The 22,219-nt window shown below is 62.0% G+C and carries 26 protein-coding genes and 1 rRNA gene; 7 read left to right on the top strand and 20 right to left on the bottom strand.

Annotation, left to right across the window (positions count from 1 at the left end; translation table 11 throughout):
• Window positions 1–6 precede the first annotated feature (6 nt).
• The 5 genes from BLT98_RS25355 to BLT98_RS25335 all read right to left on the bottom strand — a co-directional run bounded on the left by BLT98_RS25355 (window position 7) and on the right by BLT98_RS25335 (window position 2,928).
• Complete coding sequence (locus BLT98_RS25355) at window positions 7–336, bottom strand: hypothetical protein (RefSeq protein WP_070254348.1); 330 nt, start codon at window positions 334–336, stop codon at window positions 7–9.
• A complete protein-coding gene (locus BLT98_RS25350; RefSeq protein ID WP_139179377.1) occupies window positions 336–800 on the bottom strand; it encodes a carboxypeptidase-like regulatory domain-containing protein in 465 nt (154 codons plus the stop codon). The genes BLT98_RS25355 and BLT98_RS25350 overlap by 1 nt, the downstream gene beginning before the upstream one ends.
• A 59-nt stretch (window positions 801–859) precedes the next feature.
• Window positions 860–1,051, bottom strand: coding sequence for a YqaE/Pmp3 family membrane protein (locus BLT98_RS25345; RefSeq protein ID WP_034749384.1), 192 nt, complete (start codon window positions 1,049–1,051; stop codon window positions 860–862).
• 95 nt (window positions 1,052–1,146) lie between these two features.
• Complete coding sequence (locus BLT98_RS25340) at window positions 1,147–2,013, bottom strand: alpha/beta fold hydrolase (protein ID WP_092612721.1); 867 nt, start codon at window positions 2,011–2,013, stop codon at window positions 1,147–1,149.
• A 21-nt stretch (window positions 2,014–2,034) separates the two neighbouring features.
• Entirely contained in the window at window positions 2,035–2,928 is an 894-nt protein-coding gene (locus tag BLT98_RS25335) for a LysR substrate-binding domain-containing protein (protein ID WP_034749390.1), read from the bottom strand.
• 125 nt (window positions 2,929–3,053) lie between these two features.
• Here BLT98_RS25335 and BLT98_RS25330 point away from each other — a divergent pair, with 125 nt between their 5' ends.
• Together BLT98_RS25330 and BLT98_RS25325 are read left to right on the top strand one after the other, a co-directional pair.
• Window positions 3,054–3,800 (top strand): sulfite exporter TauE/SafE family protein, encoded by a 747-nt coding sequence (locus BLT98_RS25330; protein ID WP_092612718.1) that lies wholly within the window; start codon window positions 3,054–3,056, stop codon window positions 3,798–3,800.
• The gene (locus BLT98_RS25325; protein WP_170846496.1) at window positions 3,800–4,042 is read left to right on the top strand and encodes a GNAT family N-acetyltransferase; all 243 of its coding nucleotides are present in this window, start codon (window positions 3,800–3,802) and stop codon (window positions 4,040–4,042) included. The genes BLT98_RS25330 and BLT98_RS25325 overlap by 1 nt, the downstream gene beginning before the upstream one ends.
• Here BLT98_RS25325 and pyrE read toward each other — a convergent pair.
• Window positions 4,039–4,701 (bottom strand): orotate phosphoribosyltransferase, encoded by a 663-nt coding sequence (gene pyrE / locus BLT98_RS25320; protein WP_035824465.1) that lies wholly within the window; start codon window positions 4,699–4,701, stop codon window positions 4,039–4,041. The genes BLT98_RS25325 and pyrE overlap by 4 nt on opposite strands.
• Window positions 4,702–4,810: 109 nt before the next feature.
• Here pyrE and BLT98_RS25315 point away from each other — a divergent pair, with 109 nt between their 5' ends.
• Entirely contained in the window at window positions 4,811–5,587 is a 777-nt protein-coding gene (locus BLT98_RS25315) for an exodeoxyribonuclease III (RefSeq protein ID WP_034784687.1), read from the top strand.
• 136 nt (window positions 5,588–5,723) lie between these two features.
• On the opposite strand, the gene BLT98_RS25310 is transcribed toward BLT98_RS25315, so the two are convergent.
• The 13 genes from BLT98_RS25310 to BLT98_RS25250 form a co-directional block, all read right to left on the bottom strand.
• Window positions 5,724–6,626 (bottom strand): pseudouridine synthase, encoded by a 903-nt coding sequence (locus BLT98_RS25310; RefSeq protein WP_092612712.1) that lies wholly within the window; start codon window positions 6,624–6,626, stop codon window positions 5,724–5,726.
• A gap of 1 nt (window position 6,627) precedes the next feature.
• Window positions 6,628–7,530: a M48 family metallopeptidase gene (locus BLT98_RS25305; protein WP_070278329.1), complete on the bottom strand. Its 903-nt coding sequence runs from the start codon at window positions 7,528–7,530 to the stop codon at window positions 6,628–6,630.
• A complete protein-coding gene (locus BLT98_RS25300; RefSeq protein WP_092612708.1) occupies window positions 7,511–8,770 on the bottom strand; it encodes an AmpG family muropeptide MFS transporter in 1,260 nt (419 codons plus the stop codon). The genes BLT98_RS25305 and BLT98_RS25300 overlap by 20 nt, the downstream gene beginning before the upstream one ends.
• Window positions 8,770–9,381 (bottom strand): methionine biosynthesis protein MetW, encoded by a 612-nt coding sequence (gene metW / locus BLT98_RS25295; RefSeq protein ID WP_034784683.1) that lies wholly within the window; start codon window positions 9,379–9,381, stop codon window positions 8,770–8,772. Before metW ends, BLT98_RS25300 begins: the two co-directional genes overlap by 1 nt.
• The gene (locus BLT98_RS25290) at window positions 9,378–10,577 is read right to left on the bottom strand and encodes a homoserine O-succinyltransferase MetX (protein WP_071653281.1); all 1,200 of its coding nucleotides are present in this window, start codon (window positions 10,575–10,577) and stop codon (window positions 9,378–9,380) included. The genes metW and BLT98_RS25290 overlap by 4 nt, the downstream gene beginning before the upstream one ends.
• A gap of 135 nt (window positions 10,578–10,712) precedes the next feature.
• Window positions 10,713–12,455: a phosphoenolpyruvate--protein phosphotransferase gene (ptsP, locus tag BLT98_RS25285; RefSeq protein WP_034785303.1), complete on the bottom strand. Its 1,743-nt coding sequence runs from the start codon at window positions 12,453–12,455 to the stop codon at window positions 10,713–10,715.
• A 44-nt stretch (window positions 12,456–12,499) separates the two neighbouring features.
• Entirely contained in the window at window positions 12,500–12,769 is a 270-nt protein-coding gene (locus BLT98_RS25280; RefSeq protein WP_070254359.1) for an HPr family phosphocarrier protein, read from the bottom strand.
• 92 nt (window positions 12,770–12,861) lie between these two features.
• Window positions 12,862–13,266, bottom strand: a complete 405-nt coding sequence (locus BLT98_RS25275; protein ID WP_035824452.1) for a PTS sugar transporter subunit IIA — start codon at window positions 13,264–13,266, stop codon at window positions 12,862–12,864.
• Between the two features lie 14 nt (window positions 13,267–13,280).
• Window positions 13,281–14,237, bottom strand: coding sequence for a glutathione synthase (gshB, locus tag BLT98_RS25270; RefSeq protein ID WP_092612705.1), 957 nt, complete (start codon window positions 14,235–14,237; stop codon window positions 13,281–13,283).
• Window positions 14,238–14,334: 97 nt separating this feature from the next.
• Complete coding sequence (gshA, locus tag BLT98_RS25265) at window positions 14,335–15,633, bottom strand: glutamate--cysteine ligase (protein ID WP_070254361.1); 1,299 nt, start codon at window positions 15,631–15,633, stop codon at window positions 14,335–14,337.
• 204 nt (window positions 15,634–15,837) lie between these two features.
• Window positions 15,838–17,373, bottom strand: a complete 1,536-nt coding sequence (amt, locus tag BLT98_RS25260) for an ammonium transporter (RefSeq protein WP_092612702.1) — start codon at window positions 17,371–17,373, stop codon at window positions 15,838–15,840.
• Window positions 17,374–17,384: 11 nt separating this feature from the next.
• Complete coding sequence (locus BLT98_RS25255) at window positions 17,385–17,723, bottom strand: P-II family nitrogen regulator (RefSeq protein WP_010393464.1); 339 nt, start codon at window positions 17,721–17,723, stop codon at window positions 17,385–17,387.
• An 11-nt stretch (window positions 17,724–17,734) separates the two neighbouring features.
• Complete coding sequence (locus BLT98_RS25250) at window positions 17,735–18,502, bottom strand: TorF family putative porin (protein ID WP_070254362.1); 768 nt, start codon at window positions 18,500–18,502, stop codon at window positions 17,735–17,737.
• Between the two features lie 270 nt (window positions 18,503–18,772).
• Here BLT98_RS25250 and BLT98_RS25245 point away from each other — a divergent pair, with 270 nt between their 5' ends.
• The 4 genes from BLT98_RS25245 (at window position 18,773) to BLT98_RS25230 (ending at window position 21,787) form a co-directional block, all read left to right on the top strand.
• Complete coding sequence (locus tag BLT98_RS25245; RefSeq protein ID WP_034749434.1) at window positions 18,773–19,021, top strand: accessory factor UbiK family protein; 249 nt, start codon at window positions 18,773–18,775, stop codon at window positions 19,019–19,021.
• A gap of 110 nt (window positions 19,022–19,131) precedes the next feature.
• Window positions 19,132–20,652 (top strand): YifB family Mg chelatase-like AAA ATPase, encoded by a 1,521-nt coding sequence (locus BLT98_RS25240; RefSeq protein WP_092612699.1) that lies wholly within the window; start codon window positions 19,132–19,134, stop codon window positions 20,650–20,652.
• Between the two features lie 64 nt (window positions 20,653–20,716).
• Complete coding sequence (locus tag BLT98_RS25235) at window positions 20,717–21,262, top strand: hypothetical protein (RefSeq protein WP_092612696.1); 546 nt, start codon at window positions 20,717–20,719, stop codon at window positions 21,260–21,262.
• Between the two features lie 180 nt (window positions 21,263–21,442).
• Window positions 21,443–21,787 (top strand): DUF1840 domain-containing protein, encoded by a 345-nt coding sequence (locus BLT98_RS25230; RefSeq protein WP_034749443.1) that lies wholly within the window; start codon window positions 21,443–21,445, stop codon window positions 21,785–21,787.
• 60 nt (window positions 21,788–21,847) lie between these two features.
• On the opposite strand, the gene rrf is transcribed toward BLT98_RS25230, so the two are convergent.
• A 5S ribosomal RNA gene (gene rrf / locus BLT98_RS25225) occupies window positions 21,848–21,960 on the bottom strand.
• Between the last annotated feature and the right edge of the window lie 259 nt (window positions 21,961–22,219).

The raw sequence follows: 22,219 nt of genomic DNA, 5'->3' as shown, positions 1-22,219 counted from the left end.
TCGACGTCAGTTGATAACGAAGGCCAGCACCACGGCGCCCAGCGCCAGCAGGGCCAGGCCGCAAAGGAACAGCAGTTCGCCCCACCATTCGTGGCGCAAGCGCGACTGGCCGGGGCGCAGCGACATGAACGAGAGCACGGCGCTGACGAGAAAGACGATGGCATCGATGGCCAGCAGCTTGTCGATGGCCACGCGCACCTCGCCGCGTGGTGCCAGGTGCCCGATCGACAGCACCGTCATGCACACGCCGACCATCGTCGCCGACGTGGGCAGGATATGCGCCGACAAGCCCCGCGCCGACGAGTCCCGTTCAGGTGCCTTGCCGTCGCCCGGCATCAAGGCCGGCCCTGGTTCGTTCCCGCCGGCCAGACCAGCTCCACGCGCGCGGAGCTGCCCGCCTTGACCTGCACAGTGCGTTCCAGTGTCTTGCCGGCCAGCGTGGCGCGCAGGCTGTAGCTGCCTGGCGGCAGTTTCGCCAGCAGGAACGGTCCGCTGGCCGTCGTTTCCAGCGCCACGCCACCCTTGGCGTCGCGTATCTCCAGCTTCACGTCGGAGGCAAATTCCGCCTTGCCCGCCGCCTGCACGGAAAACACGAGACTCAGGGGCCAATGCCGGCTGGCGCTCTGGATGGCCGTCGATTCATCGAGGCCAATGCCGCCGCTCAGGTATTCCACCGCCCCGCTTTTCTGCACGGGCGGCAGTGCGCTGTCGGTTTGGGCCTGCGCCGCACTTCCCAGCAACAGCCCGGCGGCCAGCATTACCGCCGCCAGGTTCAAGGTACCGCGTCTGTCTGGTGCCATCTCACTCTCCTCATGTCGGTTGAATCAAGATAGGAAGCGCAGCTTAGGCCAGTCTTAGGTTAGCGCCGGCGCATGGCCTCGGCGATCTTTTGGTCCGTCTTGTACTGGCTCAGCGCATATACGGCCCAGATCGTCGCAGGCAGCCAGCCGATCAAGGTGATTTGCAGGATCAGGCAAATGATGCCGGCGATCGGACGGCCGATCGTGAAAAAGGTCAGCCACGGGAGTAACAGGGCAATCAGCAAGCGCATCGTTGGTTCCTTGAGTATTCCCCTGTACCGCGGGGACCGGGCCGGCATGCGCCGGCGGTGAATTCAGTTGAACCGATTATAACGATACTGGCGCCTCACGGCGCTACGGGTGCCAGCAGTTTCTCCATCCACGCCAGAATGGCCGCGAAGATCACGTCGCGGTTCACTTCATTGAAGTTCTCGTGATAATTGGCCGGATAGTAGTGATAGTCGAGCAGGCCATCGGGCACGCTGCGCAGCATGCTCTCCGTGGCGCGGCTGTTGGCCAGCTTGTCGTCGCCCGCCACCACGGCGAACAGGGGGAAGCGCCAGTCCGACAAGCCGCCCGCCAGTTCCTTTTGCGCCGACGTCAGCGCATGGGCAAAGCGCACCGACGCCGCACTGGCGCGTATGCCGTCGCGCTCGTCCTGGAAATGGCGCGCGGTGATGGTTTGATCGTGCGTCAGCAGCATGGTCAAGTTTCCTAGCGGCACCTTCATCATGGGGAAGCGCTGCGCCAGCCAGCCCGACAGCATCTGCAGCACCTTCGGCACGGGAATCGCATTCACGTAATACGGCGATGAGATGATGAAGCCTTTGATCGCCGGGTCGCCCGCGAAGCGCCGCAGCCCCAGGTGCGTGGCGATCAGGCCGCCCATGGAATGGCCCATGACGAATACGGGCAAGCCCGGATACGCCTGCTTGACCCAGGCGAGGAACAGCTCCACGTCGTCGAGGAAGGCATCGAACGAAGGGATATCGACCTTGCGCTTGCCATCATGGCCCACCATGTCGAAGCTGACGGTGGCGAAACCGTGCTGGCGGAAATACAGCGCCGGCGTGACGTAGTCGCCCGCATGCGCCATGCCGCCGTGGATCGCCAGGATCACTGCACGTGGCTGCTCCGGCTGCCAGATGTGGATCGGCCGCTCGACCTGGTCGCTGCACCGCAGGCTGGCCATCTTGTCTTCTGAAAAACGCATCGCTGCTCCTGTCATGCCCTGTCACGCCTTCAGATGATCGATCAACTGGCGCGCATACAGGGGTAATTCACTGAACTGGCGCACGCAGATTGTCAGATTGCGTACCGACCAGGGATCGGATAATTCAAGGCAGCGCAGCGCCATCGTCTGCTGGCAGCGGCTGGCAGCCGCCAGCGGCACCACGCTGATGCCCACGCCGCTGGCCACCATGCGGCAGACGGCATCGAAACTGCGCAGGCGCACGCGCACCTTCAACGGACGCCCCAGGCGCGCGGCATGCATGCCCAGGTACTGCTGCATCGCGCTGTCGTCGGCCAGGCCGATGAAATCGTGATCCAGCACGCTGGCAAAATCGACGACGCCATCCTGGCCGAGCGCGCGGTGGTGCACGCCGTCGGCCGCTGCGATGACCACCAGCCGGTCGGGGCGGAACAAGAACGTCTGCAAGCCGCGCATGTCGACCGAGTCGGACACGATGCCCATGTCGGCCAGCCCTTCCGAGACAGCCTTGACGATATCGTAACTGAGGCGCTCTTCCAGGTCGATGGTCAGGTTCGGATGGCGGTCGAGAAAAGCGCCTAGCGCCTCGGGCAAGAACTCGCTGAGCGCTGCCGTATTGCACAGCAGCCGCAACTGCCCTTTCAAGCCGCGCGCAAATTCGCCAAGCTCGCCGCGCATTTTTTCCATTTGCAGCAGCACCAGGCGCGCGTGATGCAGCAAGGTCTGGCCCACGGGCGTCGGCTCCACGCCGCGCCGACCGCGCAGCAGCAGGGGCATGCCCAGCATCTCTTCCATGCCGCGCACGCGCGCGCTGCTGGAGGCCAATGCGAGATGGCTGCGCGCGGCGCCCGCCGTCAGGCTGCCGGCCTCCACCACGTTGACAAACAGCTGCAAATCGACCAGATCAAAGCGCATGGCGGCTCTCCTTTTCGCCATCTTATCAGCCTTCGTATTTTACTAAGGCTGACTCAAAATAATCCACCTTGGCGAAATCTCCGGGCAAGCGCAGAATCCACGCAAAATCACTCTGGATAAAAAAGATGGAGACGTCATTTCTGCTGGCTGTCGGCGCCAGCTTCCTCGTCGCTGGCTTCGTCAAGGGCGTAGTCGGACTGGGCTTGCCGACGGTGGCCATGGGCACGCTCAGCCTTGTCATGCCACCCGTGCAGGCGGCTGCCCTGCTGATCGTGCCATCGATGGTGACGAACGTCTGGCAACTGGCGGTGGGTCCCGGCCTGCGCGCCCTGCTGCGCCGTTTGTGGCCCATGCTGGCGGCCGTCATGGCGGGCACCCTGGCCGGCGGCGCCCTGCTGCCGACCGACGGCGGGGTCTGGGCCGTCGTCGCGCTGGGCGTGGCGCTGATGCTGTACGCGCTGGCCGGCCTGTTCTCGCTGCAGTTGCGCGTACCGGCCCGGCACGAAGCGTGGCTGGGGCCCGTCGCGGGCGCGGCGACAGGGCTGGTGACGGCCGCCACGGGCGTGTTCGTCATCCCCGCCGTGCCATATCTGCAGGGACTGGGGCTGGCGCGCGATGCGCTGGTGCAGGCGCTGGGCCTGGCGTTTACGGCATCGACCGTGGCGCTGGCGGCCAGCCTGGCCCTGCACGGCGACTTCAGCCTGGGTGCGGCGGGCGCCTCCGCGTATGCGCTGCTGCCGGCGCTGGCCGGCATGCTGGCCGGTCAATGGCTGCGCGGACGCATCGCGCAGCAGGTATTCAAACGGTGTTTTTTTGCCGGGCTGTTCGCCCTGGGCTTGCATGCGGCGCTCAAGCCATGGCTGGCGGCGTGATGCAGATAGACTGGCAAGGGGACAGCGCGCTGTGCGCGTGGATCGACGGCCAGCAGGTGGCCATGCTCGACATCAGCAAGTGCGCGGACGGGGTGACGGTGAACATGCTGTTCGTGAAACCGCCATTCCGGCGGCGCGGCATCGGCGGCGCGCTGCTGCGGCGACTGTTGCAATGCCATCCGCAAGCTGCCACCGCCTGCAGCGACCCGCGGCTGCGGGCGCTGCTGGACAAGACGACTTAAATACCGTAGCGCGTGCGGTAGGCGGAAACAGCCTCTTTATGTTTCAGCAGTTCCGGATCGGCGCCCGCGCCATTCAGGTAGCCGAACAAGTCGTCCAGATTGCCGATCGAGATGACGGGGATGCCGTACTGTTTCGACACTTCCTGCACCGCCGAACTTGGCGACAGCTGGCCGTCCGGGCCGGAACGCTCCATGCGGTCCAGGGCGATCAGCACGGCGCATGGCTCGGCGCCGGCGGCACGGATCATGTCCACCGATTCGCGCACCGAGGTACCGGCCGAGATCACATCGTCAATGATGACAACCTTGCCATGCAGCTTGGCGCCGACGATGGTGCCGCCTTCGCCATGGTCCTTGGCTTCCTTGCGGTTGAAGGCGAACGAAGTGTTGCGACCCTTGCCGGCCAGCGCCACGGCGGTGGCCGATGCCAGGGTGATGCCCTTGTAGGCGGGGCCGAACAGCATGTCGAATTCGACGCCCGAGTCCAGCAGGGTCTGCGCGTAGAACTGCGCCAGCTCGGCCAGGGTGGCGCCGTCGTGGAACAGGCCTGCATTGAAGAAGTACGGCGACTGGCGTCCGGCCTTGGTGGTGAACTCGCCAAACCGCAAGACTCCCTTGGATACTGAAAACGCGATAAACTGCTGGCGTAAATTATTCACATTAGCCTCATTTTTTAAAAGTGCCTGTATTTTAATCCGCGCGCACCGGCGAGACAATCGCCATGCCGCGCCCGCCGGCCCCGTCCAGCGCCCTTTTCACTCTCGACCTATGCCAAAAATTATCTCCGCCAACCTGAACGGCATCCGTTCCGCCGCCAAAAAAGGCTTTTTCAACTGGATGGGCACGCAAACGGCCGATTTCATCTGCGTGCAGGAATTGAAGGCGCAACTGCCCGACATGACGCCGGAATTCCTCAACCCGCACGGCTACCATGGCCATTTCCACTACGCCGAGAAAAAGGGCTATTCCGGCACGGGCGTGTACAGCAAGGTCGAACCGGACGCCGTGCATATTGGCTTCGGCAGCCCCGAATTCGATGCCGAAGGCCGCTATGTGCGCTGTGATTTTGGCAACCTGTCCGTCATTTCCGTGTACTGCCCGTCCGGCTCGTCCGGCCCGGAACGCCAGGAAGCCAAGTTCCGCTTCATGGAACTGTTCCTGCCGCACCTGCTGGCATTGAAGGCGCTGGGCCGCGAAGTGGTCATCTGCGGCGACTGGAACATCGCCCACCATGAAATCGACCTGAAAAACTGGAAGGGCAACAAGAAGAATTCCGGCTTCCTGCCCGAGGAACGCGCATGGCTGACGCGCGTCTTCGACGAAGTGGGCTTTGTCGACGTACACCGCGGCCTGGACAAGCGCGAAGACCAGTACACCTGGTGGAGCAACCGCGGACAAGCCTACGCGAAAAACGTGGGCTGGCGCATCGACTACCACGTCGCCACGCCCGGCATCGCGGCCCAGGCGCATACGGTCAGCGTCTACAAGGACGAGCGTTTTTCCGACCATGCGCCGCTGATCATCGATTACACGCTCAAGAGCTGATCTTTGACACGTCGCGGGCGGTGTCGGCTTACGCGCTTCGCGCTAATCCGACCTACGCCTGATCTGCCGTAGGTCGGATTAGGTCCGCAGGACCGTCATCCGACAACATTGTTGGCTGTGTCCTTGGTGGTGTGGGTTACGCGAGCACGCGCCGGCTTTCAAAGTGGCGCATCTCGCCCGTCAACGGGTCGGCAAATTCGATGGCCCGCGCCAGCAGCTGCAAGGGCTGCGACATGTCGTCTTCCTTGCACGGCAGGGCCACCGGGTAAAACGCATCGTTGACGATGGGGATGCCCAGCGAGGCCAGGTGCACGCGCAATTGATGCTTGCGCCCCGTGTGCGGCTGCAGCCGGTACAGGCTCACATCGCCGCGCTCTTCGATCACGTCGATGATGGTTTCCGAATTCGGCTCGCCTGCTTCCTCGCGCATGAGAAAAAACTGCGCGCCTTCGACCATGCGGCTGCGGTAGGCAAATGGAAAATCGCGGCCATCGAGGCGCGGCGCCAGCGCCTCGTACGTCTTGCGCACTTCGCGGCGCTGGAACAGCGATTGATACGCGCCGCGGCTGGCGATCTGGCGCGAAAAAATCACCACGCCGGCCGTCTCGCGGTCAAGGCGATGGATCGGCGTCAGCTCGGCGCAGTCCAGCTTTTTCTTCAGGCGCGTCAGCAGGGTCTCCTGCACGAAACGCCCGGCCGGTGTCATGGGCAGGAAGTGCGGCTTGTCGACCACGATCAAATGCTCGTCCTGGAACAGGATCGCTTCCTGGAAGGGGATCGGCGTTTCGCGCTCCAGCTCGCGGTAGTAAAAAATGCGCATGCCGCGCCGGTATGCGCTGTCGGGCGCCAGCACGGCGCCGTCACCGTTGACCACTTCGCCGCGCGCCATGCGGTCCCGCCATTGCGTGGCGCTGATCTGCGGATAGCGCTCGAGCAGAAACGCCAGCATGTCGGGCCACTGCCCTTCCGGCAGCCACAGGTAGCTGGGCGCCACACCGTCGCGCATGGGCAAGGGTGCGGCGATGTGGCGGTTCGACATCCTAGCGCTGCGCGATGGCGTTGCTGCGGTATGGCGGCAAGGCGTCCACGCTGACGCCCTTGCTGCGCGCGTACAGGGGCAGCACTTGCGTCATGTGGCTGTTCATCTGCGAGATGCGGTCCTTGCCCGACGGGTGGGTCGAGAGGAATTCTGGCGGCGCGCCCGCGCTCACGGCCGCCATCTTCTGCCACAGCACCACGCCGGCGCGCGGATCGAAGCCGGCGCGCGCGGCCAGGTCCATGCCGATCAGGTCCGCTTCGCGTTCATCGTCGCGCGAGAATTTCAGCATCACCCCCTTGGCCGCCATATTCGTGGCGGTACTGGTCAGATTCGGGTCGACGCCGAGCCAGGCCGACAGGCCGGCGCCGGCCAGCTTGGCGCCGACGGCGGCCAGGTTGCCCTTGCCGGCCTGCGCCTGCGAATGTTCGCGCAAGGCGTGCGAGATTTCATGGCCCATGACGACGGCCACTTCATCGTCGGTCAGGTTCAGCTTGGTGATGATGCCGCTGTAAAAGGCGATCTGCCCGCCCGGCATGCAAAAGGCGTTGACCTCGTCCGAGTTGAGCAGGTTGATCTGCCAGTTCCAGCTGGCCGCCGCCTCGTTCCAGCGCGTGGCGAACGGGATGATGCGCTGGGCGATGGCGCGCAGGCGTTTCACCTGCGGATCGCTGTCCGGCACCAGCGCATTTTTTTCCTTCGCTTCGTTGACCAGCTGCGTATATTGCTGCTTCGACTGTGCATTGAAATCGGCGCCGCCGGCAAAGATGCGCGAGGTCGACAAGGGACGCACCTTGATGCCATCCTGCACTGTCGCCTGCTGGGCGGAGACGGATAGGGGCGCCAGCGCGGTGGCCGCGCACAGGCTGGCCAGGACGGTGTAACGTTTAAGGGATATTGGTGCCATTGGCAGACCTCCATGGAGCGATTTTAGGCAGCATCATCATGGCCGGGAAGGCCAGGAAGAAGCAAACGATGAAAAACGAGAACCAGCCCAGCTCGGCGACGAGGAAGCCCACCGAGGCATTGATCAGGGTGCGCGGCACGGCGCTCAGACTGGAAAACAGCGCATATTGCGTGGCCGTGTAGCGCGGGTCCGTGGTGCGCGACAGGAACGCGACAAAGGCGGCCGCACCCAGGCCCAGGCTGGCGAAAGCTTCGAAGCCGATCACGGCGCTCAATAGCATGGTATTCGGCCCCGCCTGCGCCAGCCAGGCGAATCCGAGGATGGCGATGGCCTGCAGCGCGCCAAACACCCACAGGCCCCGGTTGATGCCCAGCTTGAGCATCCAGATGCCGCCCACCACGCCGCCGGCCAGGCTGGCCCAGAAACCCGTGGTATTGGCGGCCAGGCCGATCTGCGTCATGGAAAAACCCAGGTCGAGATAAAACTTCGTCGCCAGCGCCGTGGCCATGCTGTCGCCGATTTTGTAGAGTAATACGAAGGCGAGGATCCACATTGCGTTACGCCAACCATCTCGCGCGATGAACTCCTGGAACGGCAAGATGATCGCTTCGCGCATGGTCTTCGGCGGCGAGCCATACACGGTCGGCTCCCTGATCAGCAAGGTGCACACGAGGCCTGGCAGCATGAAGGCGGCCGTGATCCAGAAAACGGGCTGCCACGGCATGCGGTCGGCCAGGATCAGCGACAGCGCACCCGGCACCATGCCCGCCACTTTATACGCGTTGACGATGACGGCGGCGCCCAGGCCCTGCTCGTTATCGCTGAGGATTTCGCGCCGGTAGGCGTCGATGACGATATCCTGGCTGGCCGACAGAAAGGCCACGCCGCCGGCGGCGGCCGCGATCAGGCCGATCTGCGTGAGCGGATCGAGCATGCCCATGCCGCCGATGGAAAAGAACAGCGCCACTTGCGTCAGGGCCATCCAGCCGCGCCGGCGTCCCAGTCCCAGGATGCGGTAGCGGTCCATCAGGGGCGCCCACAGGAATTTCCAGATGTACGGGAACTGCACCAGGGCGAACAGCCCCAGCGCCTTGACGTTCAAGCCCGACTTGGCCAGCCATGCCTGCAGCAGGTACAGCAGGATGAACAGGGGCAGGCCGGAACTGAAGCCCAGCACCAGCACGGCCAGCATGCGGCCATTGGCATAGGAACGCCAGCCTGGCGCCGGGCTTGTGGTCATCAATGCACCGCTTTTTTACGCAGGCGGAAGACGGCCAGGTCGCCGCGCAGGTTCGGCAGCACGGAGACCATCTTGCCTTCGGCCAGGGCCACGCATTCGATCACTTCCAGGCCGCATTCCTCGGCCAGCTCGCGGAAGTCATTGATGGTTGCGCAGCGTACGTTGGGCGTGTCATACCACTGGTAAGGCAGCGATTTCGACACGGGCATGCGGCCCTTGAGCAGCGCCACGCGGTGCGGCCAGTAGGCGAAGTTGGGGAACGAGACGATGGCCTCGGCGCCCACGCGCACGATGTCGCGCAGCAGCGGCTCGACCTGCTTCATCATCTGCAAGGACGACAGGCATAGCACCGTATCGAAGCTGTTGTCGCCAAAGATGGCCAGGCCCTTCTCCATGTCTTGCTGGATCACGTTGACGCCGCGCACGGTACTGGCCAGTACCTTGTCATCGGCGATCTCGATGCCGTAGCCGCTGCACTCCTTGTCGCTTTGCAGATACTGCAGCATCACGCCTTCGCCGCAGCCCACGTCCAGCACATGCGCGTTGTTCGGCACCCAGTGGGCGATGAAGGCCAGGTCGGGGCGCAGCGCGCTCAATTCGTCAAAAGTCATGCGGTCTCCTTCGCGCCCTGGCGGACGGCGGTGTGCTGTGCAGGAGCGGGCAAGCCCGCCCCGATGTCGTTCCATACCTGGCCATAATAGGCGCGCACCATGTTCATGTAGCGCGCATCTTCCAGCAGGAAGGCGTCGTGGCCGTGCGGCGCATCGATTTCCGCATACGTGACCTGGCGGCGGTTGCATACGAGCGCTTCCACAATCTCCCGGCTGCGCTCGGGCGAAAAGCGCCAGTCGGTGGAAAACGAGGCAAGGAAGAACTTGGCCTTCGTGCCCGACAGGGCCTTGGCCAGGTCGCCGCCATGCGCGCGCGCCGGATCGAAATAATCGAGCGCCTTGGTGATCAAGAGATACGTGTTGGCGTCGAAGTATTCGGAAAACTTGTCGCCCTGGTAGCGCAGATACGATTCGATCTCGAAGTCGATGCCGAAGCCGAATTTGTAGTCGCCCGTCTGCGCCGCGTCGCGCAGCTTGCGGCCGAATTTCTCGGCCATGTCATCGTTCGACAGATACGTGATGTGGCCCACCATGCGCGCCACGCGCAAGCCGTTCTTCGGCACCACGCCATGGGCATAGAAATCGCCGCCATGGTAATCGGGATCGGACAGGATGGCCTGGCGCGCCACGTCATTGAAGGCGATATTCTGCGCCGACAGCTTGGCCGTCGAGGCGATTACCACGCAGTGGCGCAGGCGCTCGGGGAACATGATGCTCCACGCCAGCGCCTGCATGCCGCCCAGGGATCCCCCCATCACGGCGGCAAACTGCCTGACGCCCAGTTCATCGGCCAGGCGCGCCTGCGCGCTGACCCAGTCTTCCACCGTGACGACGGGGAAGGAGGCGCCATACGGCTTGCCGGTGGCGGGATTGGTGTGCATGGGGCCCGTCGAACCGAAGCAGGAACCCAGGTTGTTGACGCCGATGACGAAGAATTTGTTGGTATCGAGCGGTTTGCCGGGACCAACCATATTGTCCCACCAGCCCGTGCTTTTCGGTTCGTCCGCGTAGACGCCGGCCACGTGGTGCGAGGCGTTCAGGGCGTGGCAGACCAGCACCGCGTTCGATTTGTCGGCGTTCAGGGTGCCGTAGGTTTCATACATCAACATATAGTCTTGCAGCGATGCTCCGCTTTGCAGCTGCAAGGGTTGCGCAAAATACATGGTTTGCGGCGAAACGATTCCAATGGATGACATGTGTGTCGGTTTATAAAAGGAAGTTGGCCCCACGGGCCATAGTCGATGCAGCACCGCGATGATAGGTGCTGCAACTTTAGCATCAGGACACATCTTGCCGCGCGCGATGTGTCCTGATGCCGATAGGGTGACAGTTTACATGAGCTGCAACTGTTGTACGGCTTCCGCGATCACATTTGGTTCCATGGAGCGCATAATTTTGCGCATTTGTGGCGCAATCAGGCCCAGGTCGCTGTTGAGGATCTCTTGCTTGACCGCCAATAGTTGCGCCGGGTGCATGGAAAACTCGCGCAGCCCCATGCCCAGCAGCAAGCGCGTGAGCTTCACATCGCCCGCCATTTCGCCGCAGACGGCCACGTCGATGCCCGCCTTGTGGCCGGCGGCGATCGTCATGGAGATCAGTTGCAGCACGGCCGGGTGCAGCGGATTGTACAAATGCGCCACCTCATAATCGACGCGGTCGATGGCCAGCGTGTACTGGATCAAGTCATTCGTGCCGATCGACAGGAAATCCATGCGTTTGACAAACATGGGCAGGGCCAGCGCCGCGGCCGGGATCTCGATCATGGCGCCCACTTCGACCTCGTCGTCGAACTTGACGCCCTCCTCGCGCAGGCTGGCCTTGGCTTGCGCGATCATGGCCAGCGACTGGTCGATCTCGAACGCATGCGCCAGCATGGGAATCAGGATGCGCACCTTGCCAAAGGCGGAGGCGCGCAAAATGGCCCGCAGCTGCGTCAGGAACAGTTGCGGCTCGGCCAGGCAGTAACGGATGGCGCGCAAGCCCAGGGCGGGATTCAATGCCGTATGGTCGGCCTGGTCGAGCGGCTTGTCGGCGCCGATGTCCAAGGTGCGGATCGTCACCACGCGTCCCTTCATCGACTGCACCGTGTTGCGGTAAGCTTCGAACTGCTCGTCCTCGGTGGGAATCTTGTGGGCGCGGCCCATGAACAGGAATTCGGAGCGGAACAGGCCCACGCCGCTGGCGCCCGATTCCAGCGCAAACGGGCAATCCTCGGGCAACTCGATATTCGCCAGCAGGGTGATGGGCGTGCCGCATTTGGTCACGGCCGGCGTCTTTTTCAGCTTGCCCAGCTTTTTGCGCGCGCGCTGCATGGCCGTCTGGCGCTCGCGGTACTGTTCCAGCACCAGGGCGCTGGGGTTGGCGATGACGACGCCGGCATCGCCGTCGATGATCAGCCAGTCGTCCTGCTCGATCAGCATCGACGCCTGCGACATGCCGACGGCGGCCGGGATATCCAGGCTGCGCGCGACGATGGCCGTGTGCGAGTTCTGCCCGCCCACGTCGGTGATGAAGCCGATGAAGGAACGGTCGCGGAACTGCAGCATGTCGGCCGGCGAGATGTCGTGCGCGACGACGATCATCTGCGCCATCAATTCATCTTCGGCGGCCGCCTTGGGCAACAGCTGCTCGGTGCCCAGCAAGACTTTCAAGACGCGTTCGGCCACCTGCTGGATGTCGGCCTTGCGTTCGCGCAGGTACGGGTCTTCGATTTCGTCGAACTGGGCCGACAATTCATCGATCTGCGTGAGCAGCGCCCATTCGGCGTTGTAGTGGCGCTTGCGGATGATGTCGAGCGGCGCTTCGGAAATCATCGGATCGGACAGGATCAGCGCGTGCACGTCGATGAAGGCGCCCAGTTCCGTGGGCGCATCCTTGGGCAGCTCGTTCCACAGGGTTTGCAGTTCCTTGTGGACGGTGGCGATGGCGCTTTGCAGGCGCTGGACTTCCGCTTCGATCTGTTCCTGGGCGACCAGGTAATGTTTGACGTCAAGGGCGGCCGGCGCCAGCAGATGCGCGCGGCCAATGGCGATGCCGCGGGAGACCGGGATGCCGTGGAGCGTGAAAGATGCCATGGGGTGACCTGTCGGAATGCGGCTGCGGCTGCGTTCGGCGGGCATTACTCGCCTTCGCCAAACCTGTCATTAATCAGGGCGGTGAGCGCATCGACACATGCCAGCTCATCATCGCCCTCGGCTTCCAGGGTCACTTTCGCGCCCTTGCCGGCGGCCAGCATCATCACGCCCATGATGGACTTGGCGTTGATGCGGCGCGCGTTGCGGGTCAGCCAGACGTCGCTCTTGAACTTGGCGGCGAGCTGGGTAAATTTGGCGGAAGCGCGTGCGTGCAATCCCAGCTTGTTGATGATTTCGAGTTCTTTTTGAATCATTTTTGTATGGTCTCTATCCCTGAATGCACTACGCTGATGACAATCTTGGCCTATAAAACCCGCCGCCTTCAGGGCGGCGGCCATGTACTTCCTTATTCGCCCACGCGGATGCGGTTATCGACGCGCACGGCGCCGCTTTGCGCGCCGGCCAGCGCCATCTCCACCACCACGTCGAGCGTGTCGCGGCGATACGTGATGGCGCGCAGCAGCATCGGCAGGCTGATGCCGGCGATGACTTCCACCCGACCCGCATCGGCCAGCTTGTTGCAGCAGTTCGACGGCGTGCCGCCCTTCACGTCGGTAATCACCAGCACGCCGGAGCCGTCATCGAGGCGGCAGATGGCGTCCGACGCCAGCTTCTGCACTTCCGCCAGGTCCTGGTCGGCGACGACGTCGATGGCTTCAAAACGTTCCGTTGGCCCGCGAAACACATGCGCGCAAGCGGCGATGAATGCCTGTCCCAGCGGTGCATGTGTCATGAGCAAAATCCCTACCATAGTCATTCCACTTTCTAGCGCTGCTGTGTTTGCGCAACGCCATGCTCGACGGCGTCGACAAACATGGCAGCCACGTCAAAACCCGTCTGCTGCATGATTTCTTGGAAGCAGGTCGGGCTGGTGACATTGACTTCCGTCAGATAGTCGCCGATCACGTCCAATCCTACCAGCATCAGGCCGCGCGCGGCCAGGATCGGACCCAGCTTTTCAGCGATTTCCAGGTCGCGCGCCGTCAATGGCTGCGCCACGCCCGTGCCGCCGGCGGCCAGGTTGCCCCGCACTTCGCCCGCCTGCGGGATGCGCGCCAGCGAAAATGGCACCGGCTTGCCGCCGATGACGAGGATGCGCTTGTCGCCCTTGTCGATGTCGGGGATAAACCGCTGCGCCATGATGGTTTGCGCGCCGTTCTCGCTCAGGGTCTCGATGATGGCGCCCAGGTTCAGGCCATCGGCCTTGACGCGGAAGATGCCCGTGCCGCCCATGCCGTCGAGCGGCTTGAAGATGACGTCCTGGTGCTTGGCGTGGAAGGCGCGCAGGCGCGCTTCGTTCGACGTCACCAGGGTCGGCGAAGTGAATTCGGAAAACTGGGCGATGGCCAGTTTTTCATTGTTGTCGCGGATGGCGGACGGCTTGTTGAAGACGCAAGCGCCCTGCTTTTCCGCCAGCTCCAGCAGATACGTGCCGTACACGTATTCCATGTCGAACGGCGGATCCTTGCGCTCGATGATGGCGTCCAGGGCCGACAGGCGCACTTCCTCGGTGGAGACCACCTTGTACCAGTCGTGTTCGTCGCCCGTCAGCTCGATGTGCTGTACCCGTGCCGTGACGATGCCCTCTTCCAGCGCCATGTCCTTTTGTTCGAAGGCGTACACGGCATGGCCGCGTTTGGCCGCCTCGCGCATCATGGCGAAGGTGGAATCTTTGTAAGTCTTGAAGCCTGCCAGCGGGTCGGCAAGGAATGCAATTTTCATGGTGCGTCCAATCGGGGAGCCTGGATAAGGAATGCTTGATTCTAGCCGAGATCGCCAGGCGCGGTAGTCGCCGCGCCCGGCAAGCCTCATTGGTGGATCAATACACCTCGGGATTCGGGTCCGTGCGCTCCATTTCCAGCGACGCGGCCAGCAAGGCCAGGCGCGCCACCACGCCATACACGTAGAAGCGGTTCGGCGCGGCCGTGCCCGGCTTGGCCTTCAAGTCTGGCACGGCATGCTGCTGGGCAAATGCCAGCGGCACGTACTGCGAACCGGGCGCGTTCAGGTTCTGGTCCACGCCACGCTCAGCATGTACGCGGTAGAAACCGCCCACCACGTAGCGGTCGATCATGTAGACGACCGGCTCGGCCACGGCATCCTTGATGCTTTCAAAGGTCGGCACGCCTTCCTGGATGATCACGTCGGTGACGACTTTGCCATCCTTGACGATGGACATCTTGTCACGCTGCTTGCGCGACAGGTCGCGCACTTCGCTGGCGTCGCGCACCGTCATGATGCCCGTGCCATACGTGCCCGCATCGGGCTTGACGATGACGAAAGGCTTTTCCTTGATGCCGTATTCCTTGTATTTCTTGCGGATCTTGGCCAGCAGCACGTCGACGCTGGCGGCCAGCGCGTCTTCGCCCTCGCCTTCCTGGAAGTTGACGTCGCTGCACTTGGCGTGGAAGGGATTGAGCATCCACGGATCGACATCGATCATCTTGCCGAATTTTTTCACCACTTCATCGTAAGCCGTGTAGTGGTTGCTCTTGCGGCGCAGGGCCCAGCCCGCATGCAAGGGCGGCAGCAGGCTTTGCTCATGAATATTTTGCAAGATATCGGGGATGCCGTCTGACAAGTCGTTATTCAGCAGAATCGTGCACGGGTCGAAATCCTTCAAGCCCAGGCGGCGGCCATTGTTCAGACGCACGAGCGGCTCGATGACGAGCATGTTGCCATCTGGCAACGCCAAGGGTGTCGGCTGGGTGATGTCGGGCGACCAGGAGCCGAAACGCACGTGCAGCCCCGTCTGGCGGAAGATCTGCATCAGGCGCGCCACGTTCTGCAGGTACTGCGGCGTAGTGTTGTGCAATTCCGGCACGATCAGCAGGTTGCGGGCGTCCGGGCAATACTTGTCGATGGCGGCCATGGCCGCCTGCACGGACAAGGGCAGCATTTCCGTGGCCAGGTTATGGAAACCGCCTGGGAACAGATTGGTATCGACGGGCGCCAGCTTGTAGCCGGCGTTACGCAAGTCTACCGAGCAATAGAAGGGTGGCGTGTGTTCTTGCCACTCCATGCGAAACCAGCGCTCAATGGCCGGCGTCGCGGCCAGAATCTTTTTTTCGAGGTCGAGCAGCGGTCCGGTCAGGGCCGTGACGAGATGGGGAACCATAGTTACATCCTTAAATTATGTGCAGTATTCAAAAAAGCACACAGAACTGCCGACTATATTACCGTGTAAGTACCCCAAATCGGGGCAAAAGCCTTGTTTTAAAGACCTTTTACATTCCCACAACGAAAAAAAGGCACCTCAATGAGGTGCCTTTTCCAGCCGGACATGCCGCGCCGGGGCGCTGGCATGCCAGATAATGCCTATTTAGCCATGATACGCTTGCTCGCCGTGGCTGGTGATATCGAGGCCTTCGCGCTCTTCTTCTTCCGGTACGCGCAGGCCGATGACGATGTCGACCAGTTTATAGGCGATAACGGAGACGATGGCCGACCAGAGGATGGTGGTGCCGACCGCTTGCGCCTGCACCCACACCTGGTGGCCGATCGAGTACGGATCCGCCGACATCTTGTTGGTGACATAGTCGAAAACGCCCTGGCCGCCCAGTTGTGGCGCAGCAAACACACCCGTCAGCAAGGCACCGAGGATACCGCCCACGCCATGCACGCCGAACACGTCGAGCGAATCGTCGGCGCCGATCAGGCGTTTCAGGCCATTCACGCCCCACAGGCAGACGACACCGGCCAGCAAGCCGATGACCAGGCCGCCCATCGGGCCGACAAAGCCGGCCGCCGGGGTGATCGCCACCAGGCCGGCCACGGCGCCGGACGCGCCACCGAGCATGGAAGGCTTGCCTTTGCTGATCCACTCGCCAAACACCCACGACAGGGTGGCGGCGGCCGTTGCCAGCAAGGTGTTGACGAAGGCCAGGGCAGCCACGTCGCCCGCTTCCATCGAGGAACCGGCATTGAAACCGAACCAGCCCACCCACAGCAGCGACGCGCCGATCATGGTCATCGTCAGCGAGTGCGGTGCCATCGATTCGCGGCCGTAGCCGACGCGTTTGCCGATCATGATGGCGCCCACCAAGCCGGCGACAGCGGCATTGATGTGCACCACGGTGCCGCCGGCGAAGTCCAGCGCGCCTTTTTGCCAGATCCAGCCCGCCTTCAGGGCTTCGCTGGCCGAGGTGGCGGCGCTGGTGATCAGGTCAGGACCGGTCCAGAACCACACCATGTGGGCTGCAGGCAGGTAGGCGAACGTGAACCACAGCACGACGAAGGCCAGCACGGCGGAAAACTTGGCGCGCTCGGCAAAGGCGCCGACGATCAGTGCGCAGGTGATGGCGGCAAACGTGCCCTGGAAAGCAACGAAGACGAACTCGGGAATGACGACGCCCTTGCTGAAAGTGGCGGCGGCGGCAAACGTACCTTTGGCCGGATCCCAGATACCATTCAGGAACAGGCGGTCGAAGCCACCGAAGAAGGCGGTTTTTTCCGTGAAGGCGATCGAGTAGCCGTAGATACACCACAGCACGATGACCAGCGCGAACACCATGAACACCTGCATCAGCACCGACAGCATGTTTTTCGAGCGCACCAGCCCGCCGTAGAACAGGGCCAGGCCGGGGATCGTCATCAAGATCACCAGCAAGGTGCTGATCATCATGAAACTGGTGTCGCCCTTGTTGGCGACAGGCGCGGCGGCTGGTGCTGCAGCAGCGGGGGGCGGAGCGGCGGCGGCCGGCGCTGCGTCAGGAACCGGCGTGACGGCGGGAGCGGCGACGGCCGTGGTTGTGGCCGCCTCCGTCTTGGCGGGCGCATCGGCAAAGCTTGGCGTGGCAATGCCAAACGCACACAGGCAGGCTATCCCAGCTAGCAATTTTGTTATATTTTTATGCATCAATATTCCCCTTAGAGCGCTTCGTTGCCGGTTTCACCGGTACGGATGCGGATGACCTGTTCCAGGTTGTAGACGAAAATCTTGCCATCACCGATTTTACCGGTACGCGCGGCACCTTCGATCGCTTCGATGGCCTGGTCGACAATGGCGTCATCGACGGCCGCTTCGATCTTGGTCTTTGGCAAGAAATCAACGACATACTCGGCGCCACGGTAGAGTTCCGTGTGGCCTTTCTGGCGGCCGAAGCCTTTGACTTCCGTGACGGTAATGCCTTGCACATTGATAGCCGACAAAGCTTCGCGTACTTCGTCCAGTTTGAACGGTTTAATGATTGCAGTAATCATTTTCATGGCAGTCTCGCTTAAAAGGTTTTGGACACGGTCAGCACGAGACCGGATTTCGCCAGATTCTTGCCGTTCGGAGCCAGCGATACGTTATTGGCCTTGACGGCCGCCAGGGAAACGGTCGCCACGCCGAAGTCCTTGGTCACGCCAATCTTGTAATCGCTGTAGCTGAGGGAATCATTGTGCTCGACCTTCTGACGTCCGACATGCAGGTTCAGCATGTAGCCATCATGCACCTCGACGTTGGCACCCACATCGAGGTAGCCGCTGTTCTTGCTGTCGGCGACACCGAACAGATTCGTCGTCGAATGCGAGTATTTGACATATATCGGGCCATAGCCGAGTTGGCCGTACAGCTCGAAGGTGTTGGCATTGGTGCTCAGTCCATTCGAGGGATAGAAATAGTACAGGCCGCCCACGTCATAGGTAAAATCCTTGCTGATCTCGCCCCGCTTGCCGCCGTAGATATCCCATTCCAGATTGGTGTCGCCGCCGCCATCCTTGATCCATTTGATACTCGACAACCAGGTGCCCACATACAGGCCCGTCGGGTTATGGGTATAGTCGGCGCCGCCGCTGATGGCCGGTTTCAAGCGGCTTTGCGACAGGCCGCGGTAACGGTAGTCGCTGGTCAGCGCCACGTTATAGCTCACCACGTTATCAGGCACGGCTTCGGCCGCAGCAGGCGCCGCCACTGCATCCTGGGCCATGGCGCTACCGCACATGGCGGTCATGGCCAGCGTCAACGCTGCAGCTAAAGTCATGTTCTTGGACAGATTCTTCATGGCGATTCCCTTTTATTGAACTTTTAAAGCGGTTGAGGTTTAAAATCTTGGCTGGAGATCACAAAGCGTTCATACCTTCTTTAGCAGAATACGTGCCAGCTCCATTGCCACCTTGACAGGTGCGTTTCCGGCCATACATACCCTGCAAGCCTCTGGGCATGCGGGTACGGGCTGCTAAAGCATTGTGAATTTGCCCAGATTCGCACCAGATTAACGCCGCTGTGCACCGCAATGGTGCGATGCACAGGCCGCACCATAAAAGGACTGACCATGGACATGAATACCTTCTTTAACGATTTGCAAGGCAAGATCCATCAAGCCATCGAAAACTCGCCGGCCAAGGATATCGAGAAAAACGTGAAGTCGATGATGACCCAGGGCTTCGCCCGCCTCGATCTCGTCACGCGCGAGGAATTCGATATCCAGGCGCAAGTACTGGCCAAGACCCGCGCCAAACTGGACGCACTGGAATTGCGCCTGATCGAACTGGAAACGCGCCTGAACGACACCAAGGCGTAAACTGCGGCCGGCAGGGCCCGTTATTGACGGCCTTGCTGGCATACCTCAAGCCTGGCGGCGTTTCTAGCGCTAGACTGATCCTGCCCGCGCCCGCGCTACAGGGGAGTCTGATGAGCCTGGCCGTCCTGAAAAGCCGCGCCCTGGCCGGCATGGAGGCGCCCGAGGTAAGTGTCGAAGTCCACCTTGCCAACGGCTTGCCTTCGTTTACGATTGTCGGCTTGCCGGATACGGAAGTGAAGGAATCGCGCGACCGTGTTCGTGCCGCGTTGCAAAACTGCGGCTTTGAAATGCCGGCGCGGCGCATCACGGCCAATCTGGCACCAGCAGACTTGCCCAAGGAATCGGGCCGCTTCGACTTGCCCATTGCACTGGGCATCCTGGCCGCCTCCGGCCAATTGCCGGGCGATCAATTACATCACTATGAATTCGCGGGCGAACTGTCGCTCTCAGGCCAGTTGCGTCCCATCCGCGGCGCCCTGGCCATGACCTTTGCCATGCAGCGCAGCCAGTCGGGCGCGCCACGCGCCTTCATCCTGCCGCAGGCGAACGCGGACGAGGCCGCTCTCGTCGGCGATGCCTGCATCTATCCCGCCCACAGCCTGCTCGAGGTCTGCGCACATTTTGCCGCGCATACCAGCCAGACCGCCCTGCAACGTCACCAGCCCGTGCTGGCAGCGCACGCTTTTCCGTACCCCGACTTTGTCGACGTGCAGGGGCAGCAGCAGGCGCGGCGGGCACTGGAAGTGGCGGCAGCGGGCGGTCACAACGTCTTGATGGTGGGGCCGCCAGGCGCAGGCAAGACCATGCTGGCCAGCCGCTTTCCCGGCGTGCTGCCACCCATGAGCGATGCAGAAGCGCTGGAATCGGCTGCCGTGCATTCGCTGGGCGGCCACTTCAAGGTGGAACACTGGAAACGGCGGCCCTATCGTGCCCCGCACCAGACAGCATCCGGCGTGGCACTGGTGGGTGGCGGCAACGTGCCGCGCCCGGGAGAAATCTCGCTGGCCCACTGCGGAGTGCTGTTTCTCGATGAAATTGCCGAATTCCAGCGCCGGGTACTCGATGTGCTGCGCCAGCCCATGGAATCGGGCGTGATCAGCATTTCACGCGCGGCCCGCCAGGCCGAGTTTCCTGCCCGCTTTCAACTGATCGCCGCCATGAATCCCTGCCCGTGCGGCTATCTGGGGCACGCTTCCGGCCGTTGCCGCTGTACGCCAGACGCCGTGCTGCGCTATCACAATCGCCTGTCCGGCCCGCTGCTCGACCGTATCGACCTGCAGATTGAAGTGGCCGCCATGCCGCCGGCCGCGCTGGGCCGGCAGGCCGGTGCCGGAGAATGCACGCAGCGGATCGCCACGCGGGTAGCGGCAGCCTATGCCTTGCAGCTGGCGCGCCAGGGAAAATCAAACCAGCGGCTGAGCAACACGGAAATCGAGCAGCATTGTCGCCTTGAAACGCATGGCGAACAGTTGCTGCATGGCGCCATGACGCGCCTGCACTGGTCCGCGCGCACCTACCACCGGGTACTGCGCGTGGCGCGCAGCATCGCGGACCTGGCGGACAGCCCGGCCATCGCGCAGCCGCATGTTGCCGAAGCGATCCAGTACCGGCGCGTACTGCGTGAAATATAAGGCGCCCAATGAGCCCCACGCGTGCGCGATTGCGCGTGATGGACGGCGCTGCTACCATCTGCTGATGAAAAAAATATCACTTTCCTTCGTCCTGGCGACGCTCGCGGCTGCCAGCGTCCTGTCCGCCTGTAGTCCGAAATTCGACTGGCGCGACTATCGCAGCCCCGATGCCCAGTTCACGGCCCTGTTTCCAGGCAAGCCGGCCGTGCTGACGCGCGAGATCGATCTCGATGGCAAGAAAGTCAGCCTGACCATGACGGCCAGCGAGGTCGATGGCAATACCTTCGCCATTGGCAGCGCCGTGCTCGACAGCGCAGAACAGGCGCAAGCGGCCCTGCCCGCCATGCAGACGGCCCTGCTGAAAAATATCAACGGTACCGTGCGCAGCGAAAAATCGGCCTCGGCGGCCAGCAGCACGGCGGCCGGCAGCCATCAACGCAGTTCGCTGAGCATCGAAGCGACGGGGACGCAGCAGGGCAAGCCCATCCTGCTGGTCGGCCGTTTTGTGGCGCAGGACAAACGCATCTTCCAGGTCATCATTCTCGGTGAAGAAAGCAAGCTGTCGCGTGACACCATCGACACCTTCATGGACTCCGTGAAACTGGATTGAGACTTAACGATCGCTTAAACGGGTGTTTTCACGATAAACAAGCTCTTGTAAATGCGTGCGGTGTCCAACAGATGGGCGTGTCCGGCTTGCAAATGTGCAATCCGGGCAATCGGACGGCCTGTGCGACATTTCAAGTCGTGATATTGTTTCGACACTAACAACAAGTTTCAGAAAGCGCTTATGTTGATCTCATTCAAATCCAAATCCTCCCCAGAAGTGCTGATGTACCAGGAACATGCCCAACGCATCCTCGACATCCTGCACAAGAACCCCACGCGCGGCGTCATCACGCCAGCGGAAGCGGGCGATGCCCTGGCCCTGCTGGAAAAAGAAGTCGCGGAAAGCAAATTGCATCCGGAAAACGACATCGAACACGATGCACATACCCCGGAAACCCTGGAAGATGGCGAAACGGGCGCTCATGCGCGCGCGCAAAAAGTGCATTTTTCGCAGCGCGCCTATCCCTTGATGGAAATGCTGCGCTCGGCCAAGGCGGAAAATGAAAGCATCACCTGGGGCATCTGATCCGATGAATGCTGCAGACGAAAAAAAACCCCGCACACGCGGGGTTTTTTTATATAACAAGCCTGACGATAACCTACTTTCACACTGGTTGCAGCACTATCATCGGCGCAAAGTTGTTTCACGGTCCTGTTCGGGATGGGAAGGGGTGGGACCAACTTGCTATGGTCATCAGGCATAACTTTTTCAACAGCCTGCTCCCAACGGGGCAGCAAACCATCTGATCTGAGGAGGCGAATTATATAGCAATTTGCCTGAAGATGGGACTAAAAGTGGGCTTTTATAGCGATAAAAGCGTCAAACGAAAAAAAACCCGCCAATTGCTTGACGGGTTTTTCTCTACTGCGAATAACAAGCCTGACGATAACCTACTTTCACACTGGTTGCAGCACTATCATCGGCGCAAAGTTGTTTCACGGTCCTGTTCGGGATGGG

It is taken from the genome of Janthinobacterium sp. YR213, from assembly GCF_900099875.1.
Classification (GTDB): domain Bacteria; phylum Pseudomonadota; class Gammaproteobacteria; order Burkholderiales; family Burkholderiaceae_D; genus Janthinobacterium; species Janthinobacterium lividum.
The sequence above is the reverse complement of the archived record's forward strand: the minus strand, read 5'-3'. Positions and strand labels throughout refer to the sequence as shown.

What these genes read in the sequence shown, in the direction of transcription:
- BLT98_RS25355 (WP_070254348.1), bottom strand. Translation starts at nt 336, where the DNA reads ATGCCGGGCGACGGCAAGGCACCTGAACGGGACTCGTCGGCGCGGGGC.
- BLT98_RS25350 (WP_139179377.1), bottom strand. Translation starts at nt 800, where the DNA reads ATGGCACCAGACAGACGCGGTACCTTGAACCTGGCGGCGGTAATGCTG.
- BLT98_RS25345 (WP_034749384.1), bottom strand. Translation starts at nt 1,051, where the DNA reads ATGCGCTTGCTGATTGCCCTGTTACTCCCGTGGCTGACCTTTTTCACG.
- BLT98_RS25340 (WP_092612721.1), bottom strand. Translation starts at nt 2,013, where the DNA reads ATGCGTTTTTCAGAAGACAAGATGGCCAGCCTGCGGTGCAGCGACCAG.
- BLT98_RS25335 (WP_034749390.1), bottom strand. Translation starts at nt 2,928, where the DNA reads ATGCGCTTTGATCTGGTCGATTTGCAGCTGTTTGTCAACGTGGTGGAG.
- BLT98_RS25330 (WP_092612718.1), top strand. Translation starts at nt 3,054, where the DNA reads ATGGAGACGTCATTTCTGCTGGCTGTCGGCGCCAGCTTCCTCGTCGCT.
- BLT98_RS25325 (WP_170846496.1), top strand. Translation starts at nt 3,800, where the DNA reads ATGCAGATAGACTGGCAAGGGGACAGCGCGCTGTGCGCGTGGATCGAC.
- BLT98_RS25315 (WP_034784687.1), top strand. Translation starts at nt 4,811, where the DNA reads ATGCCAAAAATTATCTCCGCCAACCTGAACGGCATCCGTTCCGCCGCC.
- BLT98_RS25310 (WP_092612712.1), bottom strand. Translation starts at nt 6,626, where the DNA reads ATGTCGAACCGCCACATCGCCGCACCCTTGCCCATGCGCGACGGTGTG.
- BLT98_RS25305 (WP_070278329.1), bottom strand. Translation starts at nt 7,530, where the DNA reads ATGGCACCAATATCCCTTAAACGTTACACCGTCCTGGCCAGCCTGTGC.
- BLT98_RS25300 (WP_092612708.1), bottom strand. Translation starts at nt 8,770, where the DNA reads ATGACCACAAGCCCGGCGCCAGGCTGGCGTTCCTATGCCAATGGCCGC.
- metW (WP_034784683.1), bottom strand. Translation starts at nt 9,381, where the DNA reads ATGACTTTTGACGAATTGAGCGCGCTGCGCCCCGACCTGGCCTTCATC.
- BLT98_RS25290 (WP_071653281.1), bottom strand. Translation starts at nt 10,577, where the DNA reads ATGTCATCCATTGGAATCGTTTCGCCGCAAACCATGTATTTTGCGCAA.
- ptsP (WP_034785303.1), bottom strand. Translation starts at nt 12,455, where the DNA reads ATGGCATCTTTCACGCTCCACGGCATCCCGGTCTCCCGCGGCATCGCC.
- BLT98_RS25280 (WP_070254359.1), bottom strand. Translation starts at nt 12,769, where the DNA reads ATGATTCAAAAAGAACTCGAAATCATCAACAAGCTGGGATTGCACGCA.
- BLT98_RS25275 (WP_035824452.1), bottom strand. Translation starts at nt 13,266, where the DNA reads ATGGTAGGGATTTTGCTCATGACACATGCACCGCTGGGACAGGCATTC.
- gshB (WP_092612705.1), bottom strand. Translation starts at nt 14,237, where the DNA reads ATGAAAATTGCATTCCTTGCCGACCCGCTGGCAGGCTTCAAGACTTAC.
- gshA (WP_070254361.1), bottom strand. Translation starts at nt 15,633, where the DNA reads ATGGTTCCCCATCTCGTCACGGCCCTGACCGGACCGCTGCTCGACCTC.
- amt (WP_092612702.1), bottom strand. Translation starts at nt 17,373, where the DNA reads ATGCATAAAAATATAACAAAATTGCTAGCTGGGATAGCCTGCCTGTGT.
- BLT98_RS25255 (WP_010393464.1), bottom strand. Translation starts at nt 17,723, where the DNA reads ATGAAAATGATTACTGCAATCATTAAACCGTTCAAACTGGACGAAGTA.
- BLT98_RS25250 (WP_070254362.1), bottom strand. Translation starts at nt 18,502, where the DNA reads ATGAAGAATCTGTCCAAGAACATGACTTTAGCTGCAGCGTTGACGCTG.
- BLT98_RS25245 (WP_034749434.1), top strand. Translation starts at nt 18,773, where the DNA reads ATGGACATGAATACCTTCTTTAACGATTTGCAAGGCAAGATCCATCAA.
- BLT98_RS25240 (WP_092612699.1), top strand. Translation starts at nt 19,132, where the DNA reads ATGAGCCTGGCCGTCCTGAAAAGCCGCGCCCTGGCCGGCATGGAGGCG.
- BLT98_RS25235 (WP_092612696.1), top strand. Translation starts at nt 20,717, where the DNA reads ATGAAAAAAATATCACTTTCCTTCGTCCTGGCGACGCTCGCGGCTGCC.
- BLT98_RS25230 (WP_034749443.1), top strand. Translation starts at nt 21,443, where the DNA reads ATGTTGATCTCATTCAAATCCAAATCCTCCCCAGAAGTGCTGATGTAC.